Source organism: Nocardia sp. NPDC005998 (genome assembly GCF_040614395.1).
Lineage (GTDB): Bacteria > Actinomycetota > Actinomycetes > Mycobacteriales > Mycobacteriaceae > Nocardia.
The window spans coordinates 1-24,925 of sequence record NZ_JBEXUI010000061.1 but is presented as its reverse complement, the minus strand read 5'-3'; the positions used below and the strand labels follow the sequence as shown (position 1 = coordinate 24,925).

The window sequence follows — 24,925 nt, the reverse complement described above, 5'->3', positions numbered from 1 at the left end:
ACAGGCGAGGCTCAGCCCGCCTGCGGCTCGAGTTCCATGAGCTCCAAGGTCTCGGGGTCGGCGAGCAGATCGATGGCGACGATGCGCCCCTCGGAGACCGTGAAATCGAAGACCACGCGCGGGGTGCCGCCGACGGCCCAGACCATGCCAGCGCGTCCGTCGATGAGCGCGAGCTGCGCTCCCCTCGCCCGGCCGGAGAACGTCTGCGCGACGGCGTTCGCACCGTGCGCCGCTGCGGCTCCGGTGGCCAACGCCGCGGCATCGACGCGCAGCACCACATCCGGATCGAGCAGGGTCAGCAATGCCTCGAATTCACCACTGCGCGATGCGGCGAGGAATGCGTCGACGACCTCGCGCTGGCGATCGCGGTCGGCGGCGGCCCCGACCCCCTGTACCCGCCGCCGCGCCCGGCTGGCCAATTGCCGTGCGGCTGCCGGGGTTTTGCCGACGATCGGGGCGATTTCATCGAACGGCACGGCGAACATATCGTGCAGTACGAACGACAGCCGCTCCGGTGGTGCGAGGGTATCGAGTACGACGAGCAATGCCAGCCCGATCGAATCGCCCAGTACCGCTTCCTGTTCCGGACCGTCGGCCGTCGGCAGTAGTTCGACATCGTCGAGCGGTTCCTCACGCCGCGTCTTGCGCGACTGCAGCATATTCAGGCAGACCCGCGCGACCACGGTGGTCAGCCAACCACCCAGATTCTCGATCTCGTCACTGTCGGAGCGACTGAGTCGCAGCCAGGCCTCTTGGACGGCGTCATCGGCCTCGCTGCCGGAACCGAGGATGCGATATGCGACCGCGAGCAGATGCGTGCGGTGCTCCTCGAAGCGCTCGGCAAGGAAATTCTCGTCCATTTGTCACATTCTCCCGATGGGGCCGGTCATGTACATGAACCGGAAGCCAGAACCGGAACGACAATCACCGCGAACGAGGAGCGAATCATGACCGCTGGACTGCAGACCATCGTCTACCCGGTGACCGACCTGGTCAAGGCGAAGAGCGTGTACGGAGCCTTGTTCGGCTCGGAGCCGATCGCGGATACCCCGTACTACGTCGGCTACCGCGTGGCGGGTCAGGACATCGGCCTCGACCCGAACGGCGCGAAGAAGGGAATGACCGGCCCGGTCGGCTACTGGCACGTCGAGGACATCACGAAGCAGATCGCCGCCATGGTCGAGGCGGGCGCCACCGTGCAGAACGAGCCCCACGACGTCGGCGGCGGCAAACTGATCGCCACCCTCACCGACGCCGACAACAACGTCATCGGCCTGCTCCAGCCGTAATGCCCGGAGTTGGACCGCTGATCACCATGCGCTCAGGACGGCAAGTCGAGAGCGGGCGCATGGTGATCGGCCGTCCAGACAGTTCGGCTCGGCGGGCGGGGAAAGTCCGCGGCGGCAGGGGTAAGAAGGACGTAGGCGGAGGAAGTCATGTGTCGACGCGCAGAACCGAGGGATAGGTATGGGTTCGTTCGAGCAGTATCAGGTGCGGCCTATCGGGTGGGTGCGCTCGCCGTTGAGTAGTCGGGCGGATGCGCCTCGGCAAGGTGACGAAGGAGCTCCGCCAGCGGACATTGTGTTGGATTCAGAGGTGGCGGCGGCGGCGAAGGACCTGGGTCCCGGCGATGAGATCATTGTGCTGACCTGGCTGCATCAGGCGGATCGGGCGGTGCTCGCGGTGCATCCGCGCGGGGACCGCGCACGTCCGGAGACCGGAGTTTTCGCGACGCGCTCACCCGATCGGCCGAATCCCATTGGACTGCATCGGGTCACGATCGCCGACAGCGATGGGCACATCCTCACCGTGCACGGTCTGGAAGCGATCGACGGTACCCCGGTACTGGACCTGAAGCCGGTCCTCGGTTCGGCCGAGGAGCGATGAGTGATACCCCCGGTTCCGGGGGCTGGACTATCGACCAGCTGCGGTCGATAGTTCTCGGGTGACTGTGGGTTCGGTGTTGTGGCGTGGGTTGGCCGGGGTTTTGCTGATACTCGGAATTTCGGCGCCGGTGACGGCGGCAGAGCCGGTCGGCGTGCCATATCAGTGGTCGCAGAGCTATATCACTGCCGCTGACGGCACCCGGCTGCACGCCGATATCCTGCGGCCGGAGGGCGTGGCCGAGGACACTCGCACGCCGGTGGTGCTCACCGTCAGCCCGTATCGCTCGCATGCCGCCTATCTGAGCATGCCGCGGCTGGAGGGCGGTCCGTCCACCGACGACCTGCATGTGGCGATGTTCCTGAATGCGGGCTATACGTACGTCATCGTCGACCTGCGCGGATACGGCGGCTCCTCCGGCTGCCCGGATTTCGGTGGGCCGGGCGAACGTTCGGATGTGGCCACCGCCGTGACGTGGGCGGCGGAGCAACCCTGGTCGACCGGCCGGGTGGGCATGATCGGCACCTCCTATGAGGGCTGGACCGGGATGATGGGCTTGGCGGCCAAACCAAAGGGCCTGGCCGCCGTCGTATCGTTCGGACCGGTTGTCGACCCGTATTCCTATGTGTACATGCAGGGCGTTTCCTGGAAGTTCTCCGGCAAGCCGGTGACCGAGCAGGGCATTCGGCCCTCGGATATGACGGGTATGGAGCATCTGCTCATCGCCTCCACGCCGGGCCGACCCGACGACTCGCCCGAATACCAGTCCAATGCGGTCCAGATATCCCCCGAGTGCTACGCGCAATTCGCGGCGAACACCACGAATCACGATGGCGGCACCGCGTTCTGGCGCGCACGCGATCTGGTGGAACAGTTGCGCGGCAATACGATTCCGCTGTTCCTCGGCCAGGGCTTCCTCGACTACAACACCCGCGCCTATCGGGTGTTCGACGTCTGGAACGCGCTCGGCCCCGGCGATCACCGGGCATTCTTCGGTGAATGGGGCCACAGCGACTGCGAGAGCAAATGCGGCACACCGGATTTCGATACCGAACTGCTCGCCTTCTTCGACAAGCACGTCGCCGGTCGCGATGTCGACGTGCCGGGGCCGCGCATCACCGTCGGCCAGTTCGACGGTGGCTGGCGCTCCGAGACCGCCTGGCCACCCGCGGATGCCCGCCGGGTCCCGATCGACCTGCGGACCGGTGTCTACACCGACCGCGGCCTGCTCCCCGGACCCGACCGCGAAATCTGGTCCATCTCCGAGCCGCTTACCACCGACCAGCACATCTCCGGCATCCCGACGGCAACGCTGCGGCTGTCCGGTCCGTCCACTGCGACGGTCGCGGTCGAACTGTTCGATATCGCGCCCGATGGCCGCGCCACGGTCATCACCCGTGGCATAGCCCCAGTCGCCGACACCGCCGACATCAGACTCCTGGCCCAGGACTGGCCGATGCGCGCCGGGGACCGCCTCGGTGTCCGCATTACCGACGTCGTCGACGATGTCTGGTCCCATGCCGCCGCCAATAGCCAGGTCACCGTGCTCGCGGCCCGTTTGGAGCTGCCGCTGCTCACCACCCTGCGCACCCCCGACCTCACCGGTGGTACCAGTGAGGCCTGGGCGAAATGGCGCGACCAGAAGGTTCGCACCCTCGGCGCCGATGTGTTGAAGAATGCAGAGATGCCCATGAATTTGCCGTACGCGTCCGGCCCTCGATGACAGGTAGCGCCGCACAGACCCGCCCGACCGCCGTGGTGGTCGACGCCCAGATCACCGAACGCCTCGCCTACGCCCTGCGATGCGCGACGATTTCGCATGAGCCGCCGGATATCGCATCGACAACGCGCCAGGGTGCCGGGTCCGAAGGACAGGCGGGTACCGCGTCGGGCGAACCGGCCGACACCGCGCGCAACGGCGCCGTGTCCGCCGATTCCGTCGCGCGGCGCGATGCCGAGCCCGAGGCCTCCGCCGCGCGGCTCGACACCCCCGACAGCGACGCCGAATTCATTCGTCTCGCCGCACACCTCGAGCGGTCGTTCCCACTGGTGCACGCCGAACTGGAGCTGCGGCGGTTCGGGCACAGCCGGCTGTACCGCTGGCCGGGCGTCGAGCCGGAGCAGGTGTCGGCGATTCTGCTCGCACATCAGGACGTGGTGCCGGTCGATGAGCCACGGCGGTGGACGCACCCGCCGTTCGCGGGCGTGGTGGACGACGAATTCATCTGGGGCCGTGGGGCGATCGATGACAAGAGTCGGCTGATCGCCATTCTGGAGGCGGTCGAATCCGCGCTCGCGGCGGGACTTCGACCGCAGCACACCATCTACCTGGCCTTCGGGCACGACGAAGAGGTGTTCGGGGATGACGGTGCGGTCCGGATGGCGCAGTGGCTGCGCGAATCCGGTGTGCGCGCGGATCTGCTGCTCGATGAGGGCGGGGTAATTCTCGACGGCGTCGCCGACGGTGTCGACCGGCCGGTCGCCTCGATCATGATCGGTGAGAAAGGCTATGCGACCGTTCGGCTTTCGGTATCGGCGGTGGGCGGGCATTCGTCCATGCCCGGTGCGCAGACCGCGGTCGGCCGGATCGCGCGCGCGGTGGGCCGGATCCAAGACCATCCGATGCCGTTGCGCATGACGCCGGTGGTGGCGGACATGGTCGCGCGACTGCGCCGCGTCATCCCGGACTATCGCCGCCACCTCCTCGGCTTCGCCCGGCTGGCCGCCCCCGTGATCACCCGGATGCTGGCAGCCCGTCCCCAGACGGAGGCACTGGTGCGCACGACAACCGCGCCGACGGTCATCCGCGGTGGCATCAAACCCAATGTGCTGCCACAGCAGGCCGAGGCCCTGGTGAATTTCCGCATCCTGCCCGGCGATTCGGTCGCGGCGGTGCTCGAACACTGCCGCAAGGTGGTGCGTGACGCGGGCGTGCGGATCGAACTCGTCGGCATGACCTCGGAGCCGTCCGCGGACCGCCCGCCCGGCCCCGCCTTCGGCCTGATCGCCGACCTCGCCAAGGCCGTCGTCCCCGGTATCGCCGTGACCAGCGGAATCGTCCCCGGCGCCACCGATTCGCGACATTACGACGACCTCGCGGCGACTCGGTGTAACTTCGCGCCCATCGTGCTGACCCAGGCCGATGTGGACACGATCCACGGAACCGACGAGCGCATCTCGCTGGTGAACTACGCTCGGCTCATCGAGTTCAACCGGCGGCTGATCGATCAGCTTGCTGCGCCGCCACCGACCCCAGGAGCCGATGCATGACAACTCCGAAGGCCAGCGAGCCCGCCGAGCCGGGACCGGGCACCGAGACCGGCGAATTCGACGGCATCGGCAGCCGGATCGCTTGGCGCGCATGGCTTCCCGAGACCTCGGCGCGCGCGGTGATCGTGCTCGTACACGGCGTCGCCGAGCATTCGGGCCGCTATGCCCACGTCGGAAAGCGCTTGGCGGACAGCGGTTTCGCAGTCTACGCACTCGACCACCTCGGCCACGGCAAGTCCGCGGGCAGCAACGCCAATATCGACTCGATGTCGGGTGCCGCCGACAATGTCGCGGAGATGCTGAAGATCGCCGGGCGCGAACATCCGGATGTGCCGCGGTTCCTGGTCGCGCATTCGATGGGCAGCCTGATCACGCTGTATCTGGCCACCCGCGCACCGATCGATGTCGATGGCATCGTGGTCTCGGCGCCGCCGCTGGATATCGCCGTCGGCAATCCGCTGCAGCGGCTGCTCGGTCCGCTGCTGTCCCGGTTCGCCCCGAATTTCGGTGTGCTGAAACTGGATTCGTCGATGATCAGCCGCGATCCCGAGGTGATTCGCGCCTACGACAACGATCCGCTGGTCTTCCGTGGCAAACTCCCGGCCCGCACCGGCATGGAGATGCTGAACGCCACCCAGTTCGTCAAGAACCGCCTGGACAAGCTGACCGTGCCGCTGCTGGTGCTGCACGGCACCGCCGACGCCATCGCGGCACCGTCGAGCAGCGATCTGATCGAGCGCTCCGCGGCTGCCAAGGATCTCACGGTGATCCGCTACGAGGGTCTCTACCATGAGGTCTTCAACGAACCCGAACAGGACAAGGTGCTCTCCGACGTGGTGGAGTGGCTGGAGGCACACATCACCGCTGATACGGGAAAGTAGGCTCTGGCCATGGCAGACAGAGTCGCATTCATTCGCGCTACCTGGCACAGCTCCATCGTCGGCAAGGCGTATGAGGGCTTCACCGCCGAATACGCCGGGCTCGGCTTCGACCCGACCACCGTCGACGTCTTCGAGGTGCCCGGCGCATTCGAGATCCCGCTGCACGCCAAGCGATTGGCGCGCCGCGGCGAGTACTCGGCGATCGTGGCGGCCGCACTGGTCGTCGACGGCGGCATCTACCGCCACGAATTCGTCGCGTCCGCGGTGATCGACGGTCTGATGCGGGTGCAGCTCGATACCGATGTGCCGGTGTTCTCGGTGGTGCTCACCCCGCATCACTTCCACGAGCACAGCGAACACGTCACCTTCTTCACCGAGCACTTCGTGACGAAGGGAGCCGAGGCGGCCCGCGCGCTGGCGACCACGCTCAGCTCCCTGCGTTCGCTGCCGGTGAACTAGCGGTAGTTCGTCAGACAGGTCTGCTCGCCGTCGAGTACACCGGTGCGGAACGCCTCCAACCGCTGGAAGCCGCTCGCCACCACCTTGCCGTCCACATCGCCGGCGACCAGACCGTCAGCGAGCAGTCCGGAAACCGCCTCGTCGAGGTCATTGGCCGATAGTCGCGGATCGCTGCCGGGCTCGCTCAACTTGGTCGTCACGACTCCGGTCAGACATGCGGTGCGCAGTCCGGCGGTTTCGGCTCCGGTGATCGAGAGCTTGCGTTCCTGCTGCACCGCGAGCACATAGCGGGAGATGAAGACGGCGAAGGCGTTGTAATCGCCGTCCACCACCGCCGAGAGCGGTTCGTCATCGCCGTTCATCTTCCCGCCGCGTTTGGCGAGTTCCGGCACATCGGTACCGATCTTGTTCGAACTCGGGCAGTAGGAGACCGGCTCGGTGGCGGTCACCTTGGCGCAGTTCTTGACGATCCCGGTGTAGTCGTACTGCGGTGGCTGGCGCAGCGGGAAGATCTTCGCCAGCGCCTGGCTCAGGCTGGTCAGCGAGGGCACGTCGACCGGAAGCTGGGCATCCTGTTCGCCGTCCTCGTATGTCGTGGGGAGGGTGCCCCTGCGCTGCTCGATCTCCTTCTTGCTGATCTTCTTGCAGCCCTGCGCACCGTCGGTGTAGCCGATCTGCACCGCGGTCGTCCGCTCGAAGGCGGAACCGTGCACATTCTTCGGGTTGTCCGGATCGGTATCGCGCACGGCGATGGTCGCGCCGAGCACCGCGTTGAGCCCGTCGGTCATATTCAGCGTGAAGTGCGCCGAATTCCCTTCCGCCACATGCCGAAGGAAGACTCCGGCCAGGCAGTCGGCCTGCTGTTCCTTCACCAGCGCCCCGCTGAAGAATCCGGCGATCTTGGCCTGCCCCTGGATGGAGTGACCGTACTCGTGCGCGAGCACCATCACGACCGCCATATCGCTGTACTTGTCCTGCAGCAGCGGCAGCAGCACGCCGCGATCCCAGCCGATGGTGTGGTCCAGACTGCAGTAGGCGGCATTGACCAGGTGATAGGTGCTGGATTTGCAGAACGTGACCGCCTGCTCCCTGGGTGCCTTGGCATTCCAGGAGATATACCGGCTCACCGGCTTGAAGGTGCCGGGAAAGTCCTTGCCGTACTCGGTCTTCCAGAAGTCCTCTAGATCGGCGATGGTGTTGAGGGCGAGTCTGTCGACCGCACCACCGTCACCGTTCTCCGCGGTGAGCGCGGCATCCGGCACACCCTTGCGCGGGCCGCTCGGACCGTTGTTGGAGACCGCGCCGGTGACATTCCACGGATTGTCCGCGGTCACCGCGCTCGCCCCCGGCTGGGCCGCCCTGCTGTCGCATCCGACCAGCGCAGCGCCGACCAGCAGCACTGCCGCGACCACCCCGAACCGCAGCCGTCTAGTCCTCATCAGGTCTTTCCTCCCCGAACTCACCGCGGGCCCGTCCTCAGCGGCCCCTGACCCGATGGCGGCGGCGACGCATCCGCCTGCCCGTCGAGCGATCACATGGTAATCGCAGAAACCGCTGCGCGCGTATACGTCTGGGCGCATTCACTCCGTCAGGCGTTCAACTGCACCTGGGCCAGTATCGCGCGGTGATCCGATCCGGGAATGGTGAGCGAGCGGACCTGCGCTGCCGTGCCGTCGGCGACCAGGATGTGGTCGATGCCGATCACCGGACCCCACCGGCGGTCGGCCGGATAGGTGAGCAGCGGTCCGGCCCCCGCCTGATCCGCCGCCGCGACGAACCGTCCGCGCAGCAGATCACGGAATGCCGAATGATCGCGTGTGGCATTGAAATCCGCACCGACGATCGCGGGACCCTGTTGCGCGTCCAATATTTCGCGAATCCGGTCGAGCTCCGAACTCCACGCCGCGAAGTCGACCGACGGCGGAACCGGATGAAATGCGAACACCGCGACCGGCCCGCGCTGTGGATGCTCCATGGTGGCGGACAGATTGTTCATCCAGAAGTCGTCGTATTTCTTGGTGTCCCGTAACGGATATCGGCTGTAGATCCCGGTACCGTTGCCGAGGCCACGCGGCTGTAGGAACTGATGTGGCAGCAACTCCTCGATTCCGGCCGCCGCGAGTCGCTGCGCGACCTCCGATGTCAGCTCGTCGACGGTGAGCACCTCGACGTGGTTCTCCTGCACCGCCCGAACCACCGCCGCCGCATCCGCCTCCCCTAATAGCAGATTCGACTGCATGACCGAAACTTCCGGCCCACTCGCCGCCCGTCCCTCCGGTACGAACATCGGGACCTGCGTCCACAACACCGCCGCCACGATCACCCCGGCCGCCGCCGCACTCTTCCATCCCCGCGCGATCAGGAGCAACACCAGCCCCAGCACCGCACCGAGCATCAAATACGACGCTCCCGCCGCCAACAGCACCGAGACCTGCCGTCGCCAGGTTCCGAAATGCAATACGATCCCCAGAACTCCCGCCCCGAGGGCGCACCACCCCAGCCCGAGCAGCACCCGGTCCACCCATTTACGCATGCTCCGACCCTAACCGGCGGCTGTGGAGACCAGGTGCGGCGATTGTGGAGATCCCGTGGACGCCGTGCCCCTCGTACACTCGCCAGCAGAGAGTGAGGTGGTCGCGATGTATGTCGAGGAGTTCACGGCGACCGGGGTGCTGACCGCCGACGCCGCGGAGGATCTTGCGCATACCGCGGGCCGGTTCACCTCACGGATCACGGTGACGTGCAATGGGCACAGTGTGCACGCTCCGGTGCTGCCGGTGTGCTGGGACCAGTTGCGGGTGCGCAACGGGAGCACCGTATCCGTCACCGCCGAGCGGGGGTACCGCCCGCCCGACGATGAGGACCGCATGGCACTGCGCGCATTCGTGCGGCGCTTTCAGGTGCTGACCGCGGTCGGTCCGGTGCGGTTCGCGCTCAGTGGCGGTTCATCTGCTCGGCGAGTGCGGCGGCGTCCGTGGTGAGCGAGCCACCCGCGAAAGCCAGTGTGGCCAAGGAGCGTTCGGCTGCGGCGGGGTGCCCCGCGCCGCACGCGTCGGTCACCAGGATGGGCAGATAGCCCAGGTCCAGGCTGTGCCGGACGGTGGGTTCGATGCCGACCTCCAGGGCAATGCCCGCAATGGCGTAGGTATCGATACCCAAGTCGCGCAACGCGAAATCCAGCGGGGTGGCCGCGAAGGCCGACATGGTGATCTTGTCGATGACCACCTCGTTCGGCCCCGGCGTCAACTCGGGGACGAGCTCGTACTGGGGCGAGCCCTGCGGAAAGCTGGAGTGCACCTCGTTCGGATTGTCGACCCGCTGCCACGCCATGGCCGTGCGCAGTTGCGAGACACCGGAGGCCGCGGGCGGCAGCGACATGTGCCGGGTGTAGAAGACGCGAAATCCGTTCTCCCGCGCCGCATCCCGCAGTTGCAGGCAGGCTTCGACGATCTCGCCGCCGTCGGGCAACTGCCGCACGATGCCGACCTGCATGTCGTAGATGATCAGCGCCATCCTGGTCGGGTCGCAGGCATCCGCGAGGGTCTGCGGAATGCTGAGGCCGTACGCGTATTGCATCAGGCCGACCCGACCTTCGTCCGGTCGTAGGGCTCGGCGACATCGACGGACGGATCCATCAGCGCCTCGAGCGGCAGCGGCGCCTGCACCGGAACATAGGTCCATTCCAGATGCCCGGCCTTGGTCAGCGGGAAATCGGCGACGTAGCGTTTGGCCTCCTCGACGCTGTCGACCTCGAAGACGATCACCACGCCGGGCTCATCGGCGCGCGCATAGTTCTCGCGGACGATGCCCGCCTTCCACAGCCGCCACACATTGGCGACCTCTTCGGGGAGATACGGGGTGATGGTCTCCATCGTCACGCCGGGCTTGAAGCTGTCGAAAACAATGACTTTCATGGGAATCGCGCTCCATGTCTGCAGAATGTGGTGCGGCCGCGCCGCAGGACGAGTTCCATGAAAGCCCGATGATTACAGTGTTACAAGAACGCACTTTTTGGTGAGTACCTGGAGGCGAGCAATGCCGGACAAGCGCTACTACTGCGCGGTGGAGGTGACCGTCGACCTCATCGACGGCAAGTGGAAGCCGGTCATCCTGGCCCATCTCAAGGAGGGTGTGCGCCGCTATGGCGAACTCCGCCGCCTGATGCCGAGCACCAGTGAGAAGATGCTCGTCCAGCAGCTGCGCGATCTGGAGACCGACGGACTGATCCGCCGCACCATCTTCGACACCGTGCCGCCCCAGGTCGAATACGACCTGACCGAGGAGGGCTGGAGTTTGGTTCCGGTCCTCACCGCCCTCTACGAATGGGGGCGCAAGCGCGCCGACCGCGTCGGCATCACCCTGCCCTGAACGCCAGCAGCCGCCGAATTCGGCTGCGGCGTCAGCCGCCGAAGACGCGCTCCACCACCGCTTTTGCCCGCCTGGTCACGCGCATGTAGTTGTCGAGGAACTCGCTGCCGTCGTCATTGGGCCAGCCCGCCACGCGCGCGACGGCCGATAGTAGACGGCCCGGGCCGGGGAGTTGATCGGCGGGCTTACCGCGCACCAGCACCAGGGCGTTGCGCGCCTTGGTGGCCGTGAGCCAGGCCTCGCGCAGCAACGAAACATCCTCGGCCGCAAGCAATTTGGTTTCCTGAATGACATCCAGCGATTGCAGCGTCGAGGTGTTGTGCAGGCCGAGCACATCGTGGGCGTAACGCAGCTGCATCAGCTGCACGGTCCATTCGATATCGGCAAGGCCGCCGCGACCGAGTTTGGTGTGGGTCGCCGGGTTCGCACCGCGCGGCAGGCGTTCGGCGTCCACCCGGGCCTTGATCCGGCGGATCTCGCGCACCGCCTCCGCCGACACCCCGCCTTCCGGATAACGCACCTTGTCGATGATGTGCAGGAACCGGACACCGAGGTCCTGATCTCCGGCCACCTGATGGGCGCGCAGCAGCGCCTGTACCTCCCACGGCTGGGCCCACTGCTGGTAATAGGCGGCGTAGGCGGCCAGCGTGCGCACCAGCGCCCCGTTGCGTCCCTCCGGCCGCAATCCGGCATCGACCTGCAGCGGCGGGTCGGTGCTCGGCGCGCCGAGCAACCGCTGCACCTTTTCCGCAATGCCGATCGCCCATTTCACGGCCTTGGTCTCGTCCTGGCCGGGCCGCGGATCACAGACGAACAGCACATCGGCGTCGGAACCGTAGCCCAGTTCCATACCGCCGAGACGGCCCATGCCGATCACCGCGATATCGGCCGGCGCCGGTGCGCCGAGTTCGGCCGCACTGGCCCGAACCACCGCGCGCAGTGCGGCCTCCAGCACCGCGACCCAGACCGCGGACAGCGCCCGGCACACCTGCGGCACGTCCAGCATGCCGAGCAGATCGGCCGAGGCGACCCGCGCCAATTCGTGTCGGCGCAGCGAACGAGCCGCCGCCACCGCGCGTTTCGGATCGTCGTAGCGTGCCGACGCGGTCAGGATCCCGCGCGCGACATCTTCCGGTTGCGGGCTGAGCAGCAGCGGCCCGCCGGGGCCGTCGGCGTACATCCGGATCGTGTCCGGCGCATTGATCAGCAGATCCGGCAGATATTCCGAGGAGCCGAGCACGATCATCAACCGCTGCGCGATCGCGCCCTCATCGCGCAATTCGCGCAGGAACCAGATCTGGTCGTCGAGCCCCTCCGACACCCGCCGATAGGCGAGCAGTCCGGCATCGGGATTCGGGGTGTCCCCGAGCCATTCGAGCAGCGTCGGCAACAGCAGCGCCTGAATCCGGCCCTTACGTGACACCCCGCCGGTGAGCGCCTTGAGATGTCCCAGTGCGTTTTCCGGGGCCGCATAACCCAGCGCCGCCAGCTGCCGGATCGCCGCGTCCGGACTCAGCCGCAGCGCGGCGGGCTCCATCTTGACCACCGATTCGAGCAGCGGCCGATAGAAGAGTTTGGCGTGTAATCGCCGCACCCGCACCGCATTACGCCGAATCTCAGTGCCGAGCACACCCACCGCGTCCTGTCGGCCGTCGGGCCGGATATGGGCGGCGCGGGCCAGCCAGCGCATGCCCTCCTCGTCATCGGCGGCGGGCAGGGTGTGGGTGCGCTTGAGCCGCTGCAATTGCAGCCGGTGCTCGAGCAGTCGCAGGAATTCATACGAGGCCGTGAGATTCGCGGCGTCGTCGCGGCCGATGTAACCGCCTGCGGCCAAGGCCGTCAGCGCCTCGACGGTGCCTTGCACGTGCAGGGTCTCATCCACCCGTCCGTGCACCAATTGCAGCAGCTGCACGGCGAATTCGACATCGCGCAGGCTGCCGTGGCCGAGTTTGAGTTCGCGTTCACGCAGATCGGCGGGGACCAGATTCTCCACCCGGCGCCGCATAGCCTGCACGTCGGCGACGAAATCAGGACGTTCGGACGCGGTCCACACCATCGGCATCAGGGCGTCGCGGTACCGCTCGCCCAGTGCCAGATCGCCGGTCATCGGCCGGGCCTTGAGCAGTGCCTGGAACTCCCAGGTCCTGGCCCACCGCTTGTAGTAGGCAATGTGCGAGTCCAGGGTGCGTACCAGCGCGCCCGCCTTACCCTCGGGCCGCAGTGCCGCATCGACCTCGAAGAATGCCGCGCTGCCCACGGTCATCAGCTCGGCGGCCAATCGGGTGGCGGTGGCATCGGCGGGTTCGGCGACGAAGACTACGTCCACATCGCTGACATAGTTGAGTTCGCGCGCACCGCTCTTACCCATGGCGATCACGGCCAGTCGCACCGGAACCGGCTCGTCCTTGCAAACCCGCGCCACCGCCACCGCGAGGGCGGCGGTCAACGCGGCATCGGCGAGATCGGTGAGATGGCGGCCGACCACCTGATACGGCAGCACCGGTTCGTTCTCGACGGTGGCCGCCAGATCCAGTGCGGCCAGCAGCATGAGCTGATCGCGATATCGCTTGCGCAGCAGCGAGATTGCCTCCGGACCGGAGACTTCGGCCGAGTACAGCAGCGCATCCGCATTCGGACTCTGCGCGGGCACGGCCCGCACCGAGGCCAGCAGATCCGCGATCAACTCCTCGCGCGCGGGTAGCTTGTCCCGCCGCAGAATTCGCCATGCTGCGGGATCGGCAACCAGATGATCGGAGAAGGCACTCGACGATCCGATCAGCGCGAAAAGCCTGCCGCGCAACGCATTATCGCTTCGCAGCGCGGCATCCAGCTCGGGCCACCCGTCGCCGAGCGCGGCCCGCAGCCGCGTCAGCGTCAGCAGCGCGAGATCGGCATCCGGCGCACGGGACAGCGCCCAAAGCACCGGGATGCTGTCGATATTGTCCCACGCCAACTCTCGTAACGAGGCGGCGGCGGTCGGCTCGAGTAAGCCGAGCCGACCGACACCGGGGACAGCTGAACGAGCAGAGGGCGGCCGGACCATAAGTCCAACTTAGTTGCCCGATCATCCGTTTCCACAAAGGACGGTGGAAAGATTCGTAAACGTAGCCGACGATGCCGGTTTCAGCGCCTACCGGAGGAGGTACTCCTACAGGCCGAGATACTCCTTGAGCTCGTACGGCGTCACCTGGCTGCGGTAGTCCGCCCACTCCCGGCGCTTGTTGCGCAGGAAGAAGTCGAACACATGCTCGCCGAGCGTCTCGGCGACCAGCTCCGAACGCTCCATCGCCTGCAGTGCCTCGTCGAGGGTGCCGGGCAGCTCGCGGAAGCCCATGGCGCGCCGTTCGGCGGCGGTCAGCGACCACACATCGTCCTCGGCCTCCGGCGGCAGCGTGTAGCCCTTCTCGATGCCGCGCAGACCGGCGGCGAGCAGCACCGCGAAGGTCAGGTAGGGGTTGCAGGCCGAATCTGGGCTGCGGATCTCGACCCGGCGCGAGGACGCCTTGTTGGGGGTGTACATCGGTACGCGCACCAGCGCGGAGCGGTTGGACCGGCCCCAGGAGGCGGCGGTCGGCGCCTCACCGCCGTGGATGAGCCGCTTGTAGGAGTTCACCCACTGGTTGGTGATCGCGCTGATCTCCGGAGCGTGTTCGAGAATGCCCGCGATGAACGCCCGCGCGGTCTCCGAGAGGTTGATCGGGTCGTCCGGATCGTGGAAGGCGTTGGCCTCACCCTCGAACAGGCTCATATGGGTGTGCATGGCCGAGCCCGGGTACTGGGCGAACGGCTTGGGCATGAAGGTCGCGCGCACGCCCTCGTCGATGGCCACTTCCTTGATCAGATAGCGGAAGGTCATCACGTTGTCGGCCATGGACAGCGCATCGGCGTAGCGCAGGTCGATCTCCTGCTGACCCGGCGCGCCCTCGTGGTGGCTGAACTCCACCGAGATGCCCATCGACTCCAGCGCGTCGATGGCGTGGCGGCGGAAGTTGGGCGCGGAGTCGTGCACGGCCTGGTCGAAGAACCCGCCGGTATCGGCCGGGGTCGGCATGGAGCCGTCCTGCGGGCCGTTCTCCAGGAGGAAGAACTCGATCTCGGGATGGACGTAGCAGCTGAAGCCGACGTCACCGGCCTTGTTGAGCTGACGCCGCAGCACATGGCGCGGATCGGCCCAGGACGGCGAACCGTCGGGCATGGTGATATCGCAGAACATGCGCGCGGAGTGCTGGTGGCCCTTGCTCGTTGCCCACGGCAGCACCTGGAAGGTGGACGGATCCGGCCGCGCCACCATATCGGCCTCGGATACGCGGGCGAAGCCCTCGATGGCCGAGCCGTCGAAGCCGATGCCCTCTTCGAAGGCACCCTCCAGCTCCGCCGGTGCGATGGCAACGGACTTCAGATAACCCAGCACATCGGTGAACCAGAGACGCACGAAGCGGATATCCCGTTCTTCGAGCGTCCGCAGCACGAATTCCTTCTGGCGATCCATGTCGCCGAGCGTAAGCATCTGGCGTTAAATCCGTGTTACATACACGCTTAGGGATTGCAATCCCATCTTTCGGAATGAATCGCACCGTGCCCAAGATCGCGTCGTGAGCGCGGCAACCATGGGCACGATGCGCGAAATCAGCAGGTCAGACCGGCCGTCGGAATCGTAAGATCGGTCAGGTAGGCGATAACCGCGTCGTCCAGACACTGATTGCCCGCGACCAATGCCGCGGTGTGTCTGGTGCCCTGATAGGTGATCAATGCGGCGCCCAGCTGGTTGGCCAGGTCGACACCGGCCTGATACGGCGTCGCCGGATCCTCGGTGGTCGACACCACCACCGTCTTCGGCAGACCGGGTGCCGAGACCTTGTGCGGGGTGCTGGTATTCGGCACCGGCCAGATGGCGCACAGTTCCAGCGGTACCGCACCGGTGCCGCGGCCGTCGTCCAGGAACGGCGCCGCCTTCCGATATTCGGCGTCCTGACGGCTCGCCACCGCGCGATCGTCGATGCGCGGATCATCGACACAGCGGATCGCGTTGAAGGCCTCCTGCGTGTTGTCGTAGGAGCCGTCCTCGCGGCGGCCGTCGTACAGATCGGCGAGCTTCAACAGCGTGTCGCCGCGCCCGTTGCGCAATTCGGACAGGCCGAGGGTGAGCACCCGCCAGTAATCGTCGGAGTAGAGCGCCTGCTGCACCCCGGTGATGGCATCGCTGTAGCTGAGCCCGCGCGGATCGGCGGTCGAGGCGGATTTGGTCTCCAGCGGATTCACCAGTGCGCGGAACTTCGCGACCGCCTGGGCCGGATCGGTGCCGAGCGGGCAGTCCGCCTGCTTGGCGCAGTCGGTGGCATAGGCGTCGAAGGCCTTCTGGAATCCGGCCGCCTGCCGCAGCGATTCCTGCACCGGATCCTGCGAAGAGTCCACCGCGCCGTCGAGTACCAGCGCGCGCACATTGTTCGGGAACTTCTCGGCGTAGGCCGAGCCGAGTTTGGTGCCGTAGGAGTACCCCAGATAGGTGAGTTTCGGATCGCCGAGCACCGCCCGGATGACGTCCATGTCCTGCACCACCTCGCGGGTGCCGACATGGGACAGGAAGTCCGTGCCGGTGCGCTCCACACAGTGGCCGACGAACTGCCGGTTCTCGTCCTCGGCCTTGGCGATGCCCTCCGGGGTGTTGTCGGTCGGCAGTTCGGCCCGTTCCGCGTCGTTCTGCTGCGGGGTCAGACAGGCGATGCTCGGAGTCGAGGAGCCGACCCCGCGCGGATCGAAGCCGACTCGGTCGAAGCTCTCGGCCAAGGGTGTCTTGCCCGCGATACCCGATATCGAAAGGCCCGATACCCCGGGCCCGCCCGGATTGAGCAGCAGCGAGCCGATTCGCTTGCCGCTGGCCGGGATTCGAGTCAGCGCCAGCGATGCGGTCGCACCGTCGGGCTTGGTGTAGTCGACGGGCACATTGATGCGCGCGCACTCGGCCTTCGGCGCGGGGCGGTCGTCCGCGGAGCCGAAGTCGTCGCAGGAACCCCAGTTCACGGTCTGGCTGTAGAACTTTTCCAGGCCCGCGGGCGGTGCGGGCAACGGCTGGCCCGGCTCGTCCTTCGAGGCCGAGCACCCGACCGCCACCACCGTCAACGCCACCGCGATCAGCACACCGCGCCCACTCCGCACCAAAGACATAGCAAAGATCCTGCCACCACCGGGCGCGCTCCGACTCCGGGTCGTCCGACTACCCGGGCGCAGCTGTGACCAAATGCACCGTTAACGCCCTTAAGCCGCGATCACGCGGGTGGCAGACTGAATTGGTCATACAAACCCGGGGACCCGCACGGGCCTCGAGGCGACAACCATGAAAGGGACGATGATGTCCGTATCCGATTCGGAAACCCCTGCCTACGGCGCTGCCCCGGCCACTGCCAAGGCGGCCAAGCGCAAGACGCGGGTGCATCATCTGCAGCAGATGAAGGCCGAAGGCGAACGCTGGTCGATGCTGACCGCCTACGACTTTTCTTCCGCGCGCATCTTCGAAGAGGCCGGAATTCCGGTACTGCTGGTCGGCGACTCCGCGGCCAATGTCGTCTATGGCTACGACACCACCGTGCCGATCACCGTCGACGAGCTCATTCCGCTGGTCCGCGGTGTGGTCCGCGGCGCACCGCATGCGCTGGTGGTGGCCGATCTGCCGTTCGGCACCTACGAGACCTCGCCGCAGCAGGCCCTGGCCACCGCCATCCGGTTCATGAAGGAGGGCGGCGCGCACGCGGTGAAGTTGGAGGGCGGTGAGCGGGTCGCCGACCAGATCGCGCTGATCACCTCGGCCGGTATTCCGGTCATGGCGCATATCGGCTTCACCCCGCAGAGCGTCAACACCCTCGGCGGTTTCCGGGTGCAGGGGCGCGGCGACGGTGCCGAGCAGCTCATCGCCGATGCCATCGCGGTGCAGGAGGCCGGTGCGTTCTCCGTGGTGATGGAGATGGTGCCCGCCGAATTGGCCGGACAGGTCACCCGCAAGCTGACCATCCCGACCATCGGCATCGGCGCTGGTGTGGAATGCGATGCGCAGGTGCTGGTCTGGCAGGATATGGCGGGCTACACCTCGGGTAAGACCGCCAAGTTCGTCAAGCGTTTCGGCAATGTCGGCGATGAACTGCGTTCCGCCGCGGCCGCTTACGCCGACGAAGTGCGTCGCGGGACCTTCCCCGGTCCCGAGCACAGCTTCTGAGTTCACGATGACCGGCCGGGCAGTGCACGCACCCGCGGCTCTGCTCGGCCAGCCCGTGTGGCCGATCCTCGACTGGGCCACCGGGATTCTCACCGCGCGCGGTGTGAAAATCATTGGCGCACCGGAGGAAACGCGACGGCGCGCCTGGTCGCTGATCGTCCGCATTCCGACCGATGCGGGTCCGGTGTGGTTGAAGGCCAACTCGCGCGCCTGCGCACACGAAGGTCCGCTGTTGCAGACATTGTCCCGGTTGCGTCCCGGCAGTGTGCTCGAACCCATTGCGGTGCAAGCGGATCACGGCTGGCTGCTCAGCCCGGACGGCGGCACCACCGCGCCGGACTCCGAGGCCGTGTGGACCGAGCTGGTCCGCTCCTACGCCGATCTCCAGCTGGCGATGGCCGACCATATCGATGATCTGCGCGCCACCGGCACACCGTATCTGCCACCGCCCCAACTGATCACGGTCTACCGCCACTTCGAGCCACGCATCCCCGGCCTCGGCGCCGCGATCACCGAAGCCGCGACGGCGCTCGCCGAATTCGGCAGGCTGAGTATCGAACACAACGATCTGCACCCCGGCAATGTCTTCACCGGGTCGGCCGCGGCCACCGGCATGCTGTTCGACTGGGGCGACGCGGTGCTCACCCACCCCTTCCTGTCCTGGCGGGTGCTGCGCGGCCCGCACCGCACCGAATACCTCGACCGGTGGCGGCGAACAGGCGCCGTCTCCGACACCGAGATCGCACTCGCCGACCGGTTGGCCCCACTGGTCGCCCTACATCCGTGGCGCGCCATCGACGCCTCGTCACCCCGCTTCGCCCGCTTCCTGCACGGGTTGCTGGACGATCTGCGCACGAAATTTCGCTGACCACCGCGACCAGGGCGGATCCGCCGCGGCACGGCGGTGCCCAGCAAACTCGCGCGGGCCACACGGTGCAAATAATGGCAGACTCGAAGCCGACAATATCGACACGAGCAGAGGTACTAATGGCGCAACCCGGTTGGATTTCACGCAGCACGCTGGTGGTGGCGGGTGTTTTCGCCGCCGCGGCGCTCACCGCCTGCGGAAGCGGCTCGAACCCGACGCCGACCGGCAGCTCGAGCTCGACCACCGGATCGGTGACGGCCAGCGCCGCGCCGGGCAAGACCACCGGCGCGGCCCCGACGACCTTGGAGATCTCCGATGCCTCGGCCACCCAGCTGTGCGACATGATCCGTCCCGAGCTGTCGAACTGGCGGGTGCAGGGGCCGACGCTCGGCCGGATCGGATACAACGCGCTGGTGCACGAATGGGCGCTGCGCAATGGCGGCATCAACGGCCATGTGCTCGCCGATAAGGCGATGATCGACCGGATCACCACCAAGAGCTGCGCCGATGTGCGCCAGCAGGCGCTGGAGGCGCTGGAACTGAACGATCTCGCTTCGGGACTCGCCTTCTGATGCGTACTTTCTACCCTCCGATCGAGCCCTACGACACCGGCATGCTCGACGTGGGCGCGGGCCAATCCGTGTACTGGGAGGTCAGCGGGAATCCGGACGGCAAACCGGTGGTATTCCTGCACGGCGGACCCGGCGGCGGCACCGAACCGTTCCACCGGCAGTTCTTCGATCCGGCGGCCTACCGGATCGTGCTGCTCGATCAGCGCGGCTGCGGCCGGTCGACCCCGCACATCGCCGACGGAGCGAGTCTGGAGACCAACACCACCGCACATCTGGTCGCCGATATCGAGGCGCTGCGCACCCACCTCGGCATCGACCGCTGGCAGGTATTCGGCGGCTCCTGGGGTTCCACCCTCGCGCTCGCCTACGCGCAGCAGTATCCACAGCGGGTCACCGAGCTGGTGTTGCGCGGGATCTTTCTGCTGCGGCGCAAGGAAATCGACTGGTACTACAACGGCGCGGCGGGCAACATCTACCCGGACGAGTGGGAGAAGTTCCTGGCCCCGGTGCCCGAGGACGAGCGCGACGGCGATCTGGTGCAGGTGTATCACCGATTGCTGCACTCCCCCGATGAGCAGGTTGCGCTCGCGGCCGCGATCGCCTGGTCCACCTGGGAGGGCGCGACGAGTTCGCTACTGCCGCAACCGGATCGGGTGCAGGACAGCGCCGAACCGCGGTTCGCACTGGCATTCGCCAGGATCGAGAACCACTACTTCGTCAACGGCGGATTCCTCGACGAGGGGCAGCTGCTGCGCGATATCGGTACCATTGCACACATCCCGGCCGTCATCGTGCAGGGCCGCCACGACGTCGTGTGCCCGGCCACCAGTGCCTGGGAATTGCACCGCGCCTGGCCCGGTTCGGTACTGCACATCGTCGACGACGCCGGACATGCCGCCGCCGAACCCGGCATCACCCACCACCTCGTCGAGGCGACCGACGGATTCGCGAAAGTGAGTTGAGATATGCGGGTCACAGCCGGAGACGCCATCATCGCGGCGCTACGCGACGATGTCGACCGGCTGCTGGCCGCCGAACCGAAAGTCCGTGCCGACGCCTGGGATTCGGTACACCAGATGCGGGTCGCGACGCGCAGGCTGCGCAGCGTACTGCGCTCATATCGCAGCCTTTTCGAGTCCGCGCCGATCGCCACCATGCAGGAGGAGCTGAAGTGGCTGGCGGGTCTGCTCGGCGTCGCCAGGGACGCCGAGGTGCGCGCGGATCGGTTCGCGGCACTGCTGGCCGCGCATGCGCCGCAGGATGAATTCGCCCGGCTGGCAACGGAGTCCAGGGCGGCCGAGGCCGCGGCGGGCGTGACCGTAGCGCGATCCGCCGGAGACGGATACGTCCCCGGCACCACCGAATACGTCCGAACCGAACTGGTCGACGCCGAGAAGGCCCGATACGCCAGCGCGCACGCCGAAATCCTCACCGCCCTCGACGACAAGCGCTACCACACACTGCGCCACGAACTTTCGACCTGGCGCACACATCCGCCCCTCGACCCACACCGGGCCGAGATCCCGGCCGCCGAGGTCTTCGAGCGCATCCTGCGCAAGGACCGCAAGCGCCTACGGCGGCTGGTCTACGCCGAACCCACCGTCTCGGCCGACGAACGCATCGAACTGCTGCACGATATCCGCAAGAGCGCCAAACGCCTCCGCTACTGCTGCGAAGGCGCCGTCGACGTACTCGGTAGTGCCGCAAAGGATCTCGGCACCGAGGCAAAACGCCTGCAAACCGTACTCGGCGACCACCGTGACGCCGTCGATTCCCGCGACGCGATCCTGGCGCGCGCCACCGCAACCCACGCCACCGGGGTCAACGCGACGATCTATGAACTACTCGCCGACGCCGAGGAGATCGCCGCGGGCGAAGCCCTGGCCAAATATCCGGCCGCAGCGGCGTTCGTTTCCGGATGAGTCACTTGACTTTTCGGCACGCGGTCGGGTTCGAGGTCCGCTAGCAGTCTATGGTCGCGCGGTCGATACTCTGCCAAACAATCGGTGACCGGGAGTCAGCCCGCGACATGATCCAGGCAGCCCTGGACCGGCGATACTGCGCCTAAGGGCGCCGTCCGCGTCGTTTGTCGAGTGCCGCCCCGATCAGCTTTCGCGCAGCCTCGCCGGTCACCGACTGACCAACCAAGATATCGAACGTCCGGTGATACACCTTTATTTCTCTCGGCTGAGTAATGCTCAGCTCTGCTGTGACGCCCTCAACCAAAACCATTTTTGAGTCGAACATCAAGAAGCTGGTTGTTGCAGTTTCGAACGGTGCCATAAACGGAACTATCCCCAACGTCACCCGCGGCATTCCCTGAACGGCCAGCAGTCGATCCAGTTGTCCGATCATGGTCTGATCGTCTCCGACCGTCGTATATAGAGCTTGTTCGGCGATAACGAAGTGGAATAGATGGTCTCGCTGATACAAGACCTGCTGGCGTTGCATCCTCTTCGAGACGCCTTCGTCTAGATCGTTTGGTATCTGCTGGAACTCGATAACCTTCCGCAGGATGCCGGTAGCATAGTCGGCCGTTTGGAGCAGACCCGGAATCAGCACAGGCTCATACCATCGAAGTATCCGAGCTTCGGATTCCCATTTGATAGATGCTTGTTGGCGACGCTTGGTTCCCGAACCGAGGATCTTCCGCCATTCGAGGTATGCGGATTCTATGTTCTGCCGGGTAGCGAGCAGGTCCGCTAGCTGGTCTTCCGCCTTGCACTCTCGGCAGTACGCGGATATATCGTCAGGCGACGGCTTGATTCTGCCGTACTCGATCTTCGAGACCTTGCTAGGGTCCCAGGCGTTTCGCCGCGCTAGTTCTGCGCCGGATATACGCGCGGTAAAACGAATCTCCCGAAGCCGTGCCCCGAGAGATTCGCGTTGCTGGTGTACCGAATCGGTCACTGCGTGACGTAATCCGAATAAGGTACAGCCAGAGACCAGAACCGTTCTTTTAGTCCATGGCAGTAAGCGGCAATGTACGGGTCGATGGTTACCGCACCGGACCAGCCCCCGGACTCTCCGAACGCAGAGAATATGACCAGCTCATCATCGAACAGCCAGAAATCATCCGGTGACACTTCCCCAGCGAGATGCCGGGGCAGGTACCGGATGTCCTCTCCCGCCTTGGTGTTGAGTTCCGCTACGGCCATAGAGAATCGGGTGTAGTCGGTGTGCGGCTCGGTGACAATACGAACCCGTGTAACCGCTACACCGCGGCTGACCGTTTCCTGTACCAGGTTCGTCCAGTCCTGGAACCAGGCGTAGTCATCTGGCTGACCCGCAAGGAATCGCCGTAGCGGTTCGTACTCGTGTGGTTCGGCGTAGGAGTCGAGCACTTCGAGATGGAACGCTTCCCGCTTGCAGGACCGGAGTAGATCCGGAAAACCTTCATCGGGCACTAGCCGCACCGTAGAACGTCCTTTCTAGCTTCGGCACCTCGATAGCCGTCTCGTCGTCGGCAAGGTCGAGCTGACACAGTGTCTCGTCATCCGTGATCGGTCGACCAGTGAGCCGGAACGTACCCCGGCCGGTGTCGGTCAAAGTCGAACCGATGAATGTATCCGGCTCCAAGAAGCCGAGCAGCAGGTGAGGCAGCTCAACGGTATCGGTCCGGTCGGTCTTCCATGCTTGGACGACGTACCCGCCAGGGTCGTTCGCCAGCAAAGTAGGGCATCCGTTGTTGGTGCTTCCACCTTTGCCTAGAAAACGCAATGACATCGCTGTACCTCCCTGTTCGGTCATGCACGAGGTTGCACACACTAAACCGATTGTGGCTCAGCGATTCCCACTATGCAGTGGGAATATTCGAATCCGTGCACGATTGAGCACGATCGTGGACTGGCCTGCTAGCCGGTTCTTAGCGTCTGAGTTGGCCCCCGTGACATGTGACGCCAACCGGTCACGGGGTGCCTACCAGCACCGGACTACAGGAGTCGAGATGGACAGGCGCACACGACTGTTCGTGTTCCCAGGCGGATTGTTGGAGCTCGCCGACTACGGCGACGAAGACGAGTCCTCCGGGATATATCCGGAGTGGCGGGGGTCTGAACCTCCGGCTACCGGCAATGCCGACACAGACGGGCCTGCGGCATGATCGGGCTCAGTGTTGCGTTCGCTGTTCCGCTGGTCGCGTTCTTCGCGCTGGTGTTCTGGCCTCAGCGGATACCGAAAGAGAAGTCCGTACGAGCGGTCCGGGAACGGATCGAATGCGAAGACAGCCGCCAGCAAGGCGGTAGCTAGATGACTGACGAAGATCTTCCGGAACGTGACCCCGGTCTGAGATCGGGCCTGTTTCTTCTCGCTAGCTTCGACGAGTGGGAACCTCCAACACCCGATCTTCTAGAGCGAGTCAAGTCCGGATTGAGCGATTCGAATCCATCAAAATCGGGGGATTTACCTTTGAATATCAATATCGCGCGACTAGGGCTTATCTCTGCGGCCGTACTGATCGGCATGAGTCCAGCGGCTACGGTCGGCACCGGCACGGCCCAAGCCGCCCTCAGCTGCGATTTCGAATTCACGCACAGCGTGCCGACAGTGCTCCCGCCCCAGATCACCGGGGACGGTATTGCCGCCTGTGATGTCCCGCCGGACGAACACATAGTTACCTTGGCACTGGAGCACGAAGAGGGCGGCCGGTGGGAAGTTGCCTCCACCCGAACCGATTCCAGCGTCCCGCCGCCATACCGGACCGGTGGACACTCCTACACGGTGTCGGCCGCGTGCTACACCGGGAGATGGCGCGTCAGCGTCGGCATACAGGGCAAGATTCAAGGACACCGGTTCACCTACAACAATGCATCCGGCACCGTGGAGGTACCAACCTCAAAGTGCCCCAACCGATTCTGACCGGAGGAACGGCATGCCTACCACGGAACCCCCCGGCGCACTCGACAAGGAAACCTCAGCGAGGCTGCGAGACCAGCTCCAACAGATCACGGAGGAGGCGGGCCGGTACCTCGGTCCAGAGCACCGGGCCATAGACGCACTGGTTCAAGCCGCCCGAGAGTTGGCCACAGCCACCGTCCCCAAGTCCGGGCAGTACGCCGAATACACCCCGGACGAGTGACCCTGTCGTTGCGACCTGAACTGACGCGGATCAACAGAGTCCCGCGAGTTTGTAGAGCACCAACGAGCCCGCGACCGCGACATTGAGGCTGTGGCCGGTGCCGACCATGGGGATTTCGACGGCGGTGTCGAGGAGTTCCAGTGCTTCGGGTGGGATGCCGGTGGATTCGTGGCCGAGGACGATGATGGTGCGTTTGCGGGCGACGGGGAGGTCGGCGAGGCGGATGGATTCATCGGTCAGTTCCACGCCGACGATTGCCGAACCGCCGGTGCGCTGTCGGGCCAGCCAGCGGTCGACGCGGCCGTCGATCCAGTGCACACATAGCCGGTGCCGCAGCGTATT

The 24,925-nt window shown here is 65.8% G+C and carries 28 protein-coding genes; 16 read left to right on the top strand and 12 right to left on the bottom strand.

Annotated elements, in window-relative coordinates; genetic code table 11:
- Nucleotides 1-11 precede the first annotated feature (11 nt).
- The gene (locus ABZ293_RS39800) at nucleotides 12-860 is read right to left on the bottom strand and encodes a sigma-70 family RNA polymerase sigma factor (RefSeq protein ID WP_355189513.1); all 849 of its coding nucleotides are present in this window, start codon (nucleotides 858-860) and stop codon (nucleotides 12-14) included.
- 87 nt (nucleotides 861-947) lie between these two features.
- On the opposite strand from ABZ293_RS39800, the gene ABZ293_RS39795 reads away from it, so the two are divergent.
- From ABZ293_RS39795 to ABZ293_RS39770, 6 genes are all read left to right on the top strand, one after another.
- Nucleotides 948-1,289 (top strand): VOC family protein, encoded by a 342-nt coding sequence (locus ABZ293_RS39795; protein WP_355189511.1) that lies wholly within the window; start codon nucleotides 948-950, stop codon nucleotides 1,287-1,289.
- Nucleotides 1,290-1,467: 178 nt separating this feature from the next.
- A complete protein-coding gene (gene tsaA / locus ABZ293_RS39790) occupies nucleotides 1,468-1,887 on the top strand; it encodes a tRNA (N6-threonylcarbamoyladenosine(37)-N6)-methyltransferase TrmO (protein WP_355189509.1) in 420 nt (139 codons plus the stop codon).
- 58 nt (nucleotides 1,888-1,945) lie between these two features.
- Complete coding sequence (locus ABZ293_RS39785) at nucleotides 1,946-3,607, top strand: CocE/NonD family hydrolase (RefSeq protein ID WP_355189507.1); 1,662 nt, start codon at nucleotides 1,946-1,948, stop codon at nucleotides 3,605-3,607.
- Complete coding sequence (locus ABZ293_RS39780; RefSeq protein WP_355189505.1) at nucleotides 3,604-5,154, top strand: M20/M25/M40 family metallo-hydrolase; 1,551 nt, start codon at nucleotides 3,604-3,606, stop codon at nucleotides 5,152-5,154. Before ABZ293_RS39785 ends, ABZ293_RS39780 begins: the two co-directional genes overlap by 4 nt.
- Complete coding sequence (locus ABZ293_RS39775) at nucleotides 5,151-6,035, top strand: lysophospholipase (protein ID WP_355189503.1); 885 nt, start codon at nucleotides 5,151-5,153, stop codon at nucleotides 6,033-6,035. Before ABZ293_RS39780 ends, ABZ293_RS39775 begins: the two co-directional genes overlap by 4 nt.
- Before the next feature lie 9 nt (nucleotides 6,036-6,044).
- Nucleotides 6,045-6,494, top strand: a complete 450-nt coding sequence (locus tag ABZ293_RS39770) for a 6,7-dimethyl-8-ribityllumazine synthase (protein ID WP_355189501.1) — start codon at nucleotides 6,045-6,047, stop codon at nucleotides 6,492-6,494.
- Here ABZ293_RS39770 and ABZ293_RS39765 read toward each other — a convergent pair.
- Together ABZ293_RS39765 and ABZ293_RS39760 are read right to left on the bottom strand one after the other, a co-directional pair.
- Nucleotides 6,491-7,933 (bottom strand): metallopeptidase, encoded by a 1,443-nt coding sequence (locus ABZ293_RS39765; RefSeq protein ID WP_355189499.1) that lies wholly within the window; start codon nucleotides 7,931-7,933, stop codon nucleotides 6,491-6,493. The two genes, ABZ293_RS39770 and ABZ293_RS39765, sit on opposite strands and share 4 nt — an antisense overlap.
- Before the next feature lie 149 nt (nucleotides 7,934-8,082).
- Entirely contained in the window at nucleotides 8,083-9,027 is a 945-nt protein-coding gene (locus ABZ293_RS39760; protein ID WP_355189497.1) for an endonuclease/exonuclease/phosphatase family protein, read from the bottom strand.
- Nucleotides 9,028-9,082: 55 nt separating this feature from the next.
- On the opposite strand from ABZ293_RS39760, the gene ABZ293_RS39755 reads away from it, so the two are divergent.
- On the top strand, nucleotides 9,083-9,475 hold the full coding sequence (locus ABZ293_RS39755; protein ID WP_355189495.1) for a hypothetical protein: 393 nt from the start codon (nucleotides 9,083-9,085) through the stop codon (nucleotides 9,473-9,475).
- Here ABZ293_RS39755 and ABZ293_RS39750 read toward each other — a convergent pair.
- Both ABZ293_RS39750 and ABZ293_RS39745 read right to left on the bottom strand, forming a co-directional pair.
- A complete protein-coding gene (locus ABZ293_RS39750; RefSeq protein WP_355189493.1) occupies nucleotides 9,429-10,070 on the bottom strand; it encodes a cysteine hydrolase in 642 nt (213 codons plus the stop codon). The genes ABZ293_RS39755 and ABZ293_RS39750 overlap by 47 nt on opposite strands.
- Complete coding sequence (locus tag ABZ293_RS39745; RefSeq protein ID WP_327096773.1) at nucleotides 10,070-10,408, bottom strand: hypothetical protein; 339 nt, start codon at nucleotides 10,406-10,408, stop codon at nucleotides 10,070-10,072. Before ABZ293_RS39745 ends, ABZ293_RS39750 begins: the two co-directional genes overlap by 1 nt.
- A gap of 121 nt (nucleotides 10,409-10,529) precedes the next feature.
- Here ABZ293_RS39745 and ABZ293_RS39740 point away from each other — a divergent pair, with 121 nt between their 5' ends.
- On the top strand, nucleotides 10,530-10,862 hold the full coding sequence (locus ABZ293_RS39740) for a helix-turn-helix domain-containing protein (RefSeq protein ID WP_355189491.1): 333 nt from the start codon (nucleotides 10,530-10,532) through the stop codon (nucleotides 10,860-10,862).
- Nucleotides 10,863-10,893: 31 nt separating this feature from the next.
- Here the strand turns inward: ABZ293_RS39740 and ABZ293_RS39735 are convergent, their stop codons facing one another.
- From ABZ293_RS39735 to ABZ293_RS39725, 3 genes are all read right to left on the bottom strand, one after another.
- The gene (locus ABZ293_RS39735; protein ID WP_355189489.1) at nucleotides 10,894-13,905 is read right to left on the bottom strand and encodes a bifunctional [glutamine synthetase] adenylyltransferase/[glutamine synthetase]-adenylyl-L-tyrosine phosphorylase; all 3,012 of its coding nucleotides are present in this window, start codon (nucleotides 13,903-13,905) and stop codon (nucleotides 10,894-10,896) included.
- A 105-nt stretch (nucleotides 13,906-14,010) separates the two neighbouring features.
- Nucleotides 14,011-15,351, bottom strand: coding sequence for a glutamine synthetase family protein (locus ABZ293_RS39730; protein WP_354952463.1), 1,341 nt, complete (start codon nucleotides 15,349-15,351; stop codon nucleotides 14,011-14,013).
- Between the two features lie 137 nt (nucleotides 15,352-15,488).
- Entirely contained in the window at nucleotides 15,489-17,024 is a 1,536-nt protein-coding gene (locus ABZ293_RS39725) for an alpha/beta hydrolase (protein ID WP_355189487.1), read from the bottom strand.
- A 184-nt stretch (nucleotides 17,025-17,208) separates the two neighbouring features.
- Here ABZ293_RS39725 and panB point away from each other — a divergent pair, with 184 nt between their 5' ends.
- The 5 genes from panB to ABZ293_RS39700 all read left to right on the top strand — a co-directional run bounded on the left by panB (nucleotide 17,209) and on the right by ABZ293_RS39700 (nucleotide 21,428).
- Nucleotides 17,209-18,066, top strand: coding sequence for a 3-methyl-2-oxobutanoate hydroxymethyltransferase (panB, locus tag ABZ293_RS39720; protein WP_355189486.1), 858 nt, complete (start codon nucleotides 17,209-17,211; stop codon nucleotides 18,064-18,066).
- Nucleotides 18,067-18,073: 7 nt separating this feature from the next.
- Nucleotides 18,074-18,934 (top strand): phosphotransferase, encoded by an 861-nt coding sequence (locus tag ABZ293_RS39715; RefSeq protein ID WP_355189484.1) that lies wholly within the window; start codon nucleotides 18,074-18,076, stop codon nucleotides 18,932-18,934.
- A 119-nt stretch (nucleotides 18,935-19,053) separates the two neighbouring features.
- On the top strand, nucleotides 19,054-19,506 hold the full coding sequence (locus tag ABZ293_RS39710; protein WP_355189482.1) for a hypothetical protein: 453 nt from the start codon (nucleotides 19,054-19,056) through the stop codon (nucleotides 19,504-19,506).
- Nucleotides 19,506-20,468 carry a prolyl aminopeptidase gene (gene pip, locus ABZ293_RS39705; protein WP_355189480.1) on the top strand — a complete coding sequence of 321 codons (963 nt, stop codon included), beginning with the start codon at nucleotides 19,506-19,508 and terminating at the stop codon, nucleotides 20,466-20,468. Before ABZ293_RS39710 ends, pip begins: the two co-directional genes overlap by 1 nt.
- Before the next feature lie 3 nt (nucleotides 20,469-20,471).
- Nucleotides 20,472-21,428 (top strand): CHAD domain-containing protein, encoded by a 957-nt coding sequence (locus tag ABZ293_RS39700; protein ID WP_355189478.1) that lies wholly within the window; start codon nucleotides 20,472-20,474, stop codon nucleotides 21,426-21,428.
- A 142-nt stretch (nucleotides 21,429-21,570) separates the two neighbouring features.
- Here the strand turns inward: ABZ293_RS39700 and ABZ293_RS39695 are convergent, their stop codons facing one another.
- From ABZ293_RS39695 to ABZ293_RS39685, 3 genes are read right to left on the bottom strand one after another with little or no spacing between them, the layout of a single operon-like run.
- Entirely contained in the window at nucleotides 21,571-22,416 is an 846-nt protein-coding gene (locus ABZ293_RS39695; protein WP_355189476.1) for a helix-turn-helix transcriptional regulator, read from the bottom strand.
- Entirely contained in the window at nucleotides 22,413-22,913 is a 501-nt protein-coding gene (locus tag ABZ293_RS39690; protein ID WP_355189474.1) for a DUF6879 family protein, read from the bottom strand. The genes ABZ293_RS39695 and ABZ293_RS39690 overlap by 4 nt, the downstream gene beginning before the upstream one ends.
- A complete protein-coding gene (locus ABZ293_RS39685; RefSeq protein WP_355189472.1) occupies nucleotides 22,903-23,256 on the bottom strand; it encodes a hypothetical protein in 354 nt (117 codons plus the stop codon). The genes ABZ293_RS39690 and ABZ293_RS39685 overlap by 11 nt, the downstream gene beginning before the upstream one ends.
- Nucleotides 23,257-23,452: 196 nt before the next feature.
- Here ABZ293_RS39685 and ABZ293_RS39680 point away from each other — a divergent pair, with 196 nt between their 5' ends.
- The 3 genes from ABZ293_RS39680 to ABZ293_RS39670 all read left to right on the top strand — a co-directional run bounded on the left by ABZ293_RS39680 (nucleotide 23,453) and on the right by ABZ293_RS39670 (nucleotide 24,583).
- Entirely contained in the window at nucleotides 23,453-23,608 is a 156-nt protein-coding gene (locus tag ABZ293_RS39680) for a hypothetical protein (protein WP_355189470.1), read from the top strand.
- A gap of 146 nt (nucleotides 23,609-23,754) precedes the next feature.
- The gene (locus tag ABZ293_RS39675; RefSeq protein ID WP_355189468.1) at nucleotides 23,755-24,363 is read left to right on the top strand and encodes a hypothetical protein; all 609 of its coding nucleotides are present in this window, start codon (nucleotides 23,755-23,757) and stop codon (nucleotides 24,361-24,363) included.
- 13 nt (nucleotides 24,364-24,376) lie between these two features.
- Nucleotides 24,377-24,583, top strand: a complete 207-nt coding sequence (locus tag ABZ293_RS39670) for a hypothetical protein (protein ID WP_355189466.1) — start codon at nucleotides 24,377-24,379, stop codon at nucleotides 24,581-24,583.
- Nucleotides 24,584-24,613: 30 nt separating this feature from the next.
- Here ABZ293_RS39670 and ABZ293_RS39665 read toward each other — a convergent pair.
- A partial coding sequence (locus ABZ293_RS39665; protein ID WP_355189464.1) for a TrmH family RNA methyltransferase occupies nucleotides 24,614-24,925 on the bottom strand: 312 nt, incomplete at its 5' end.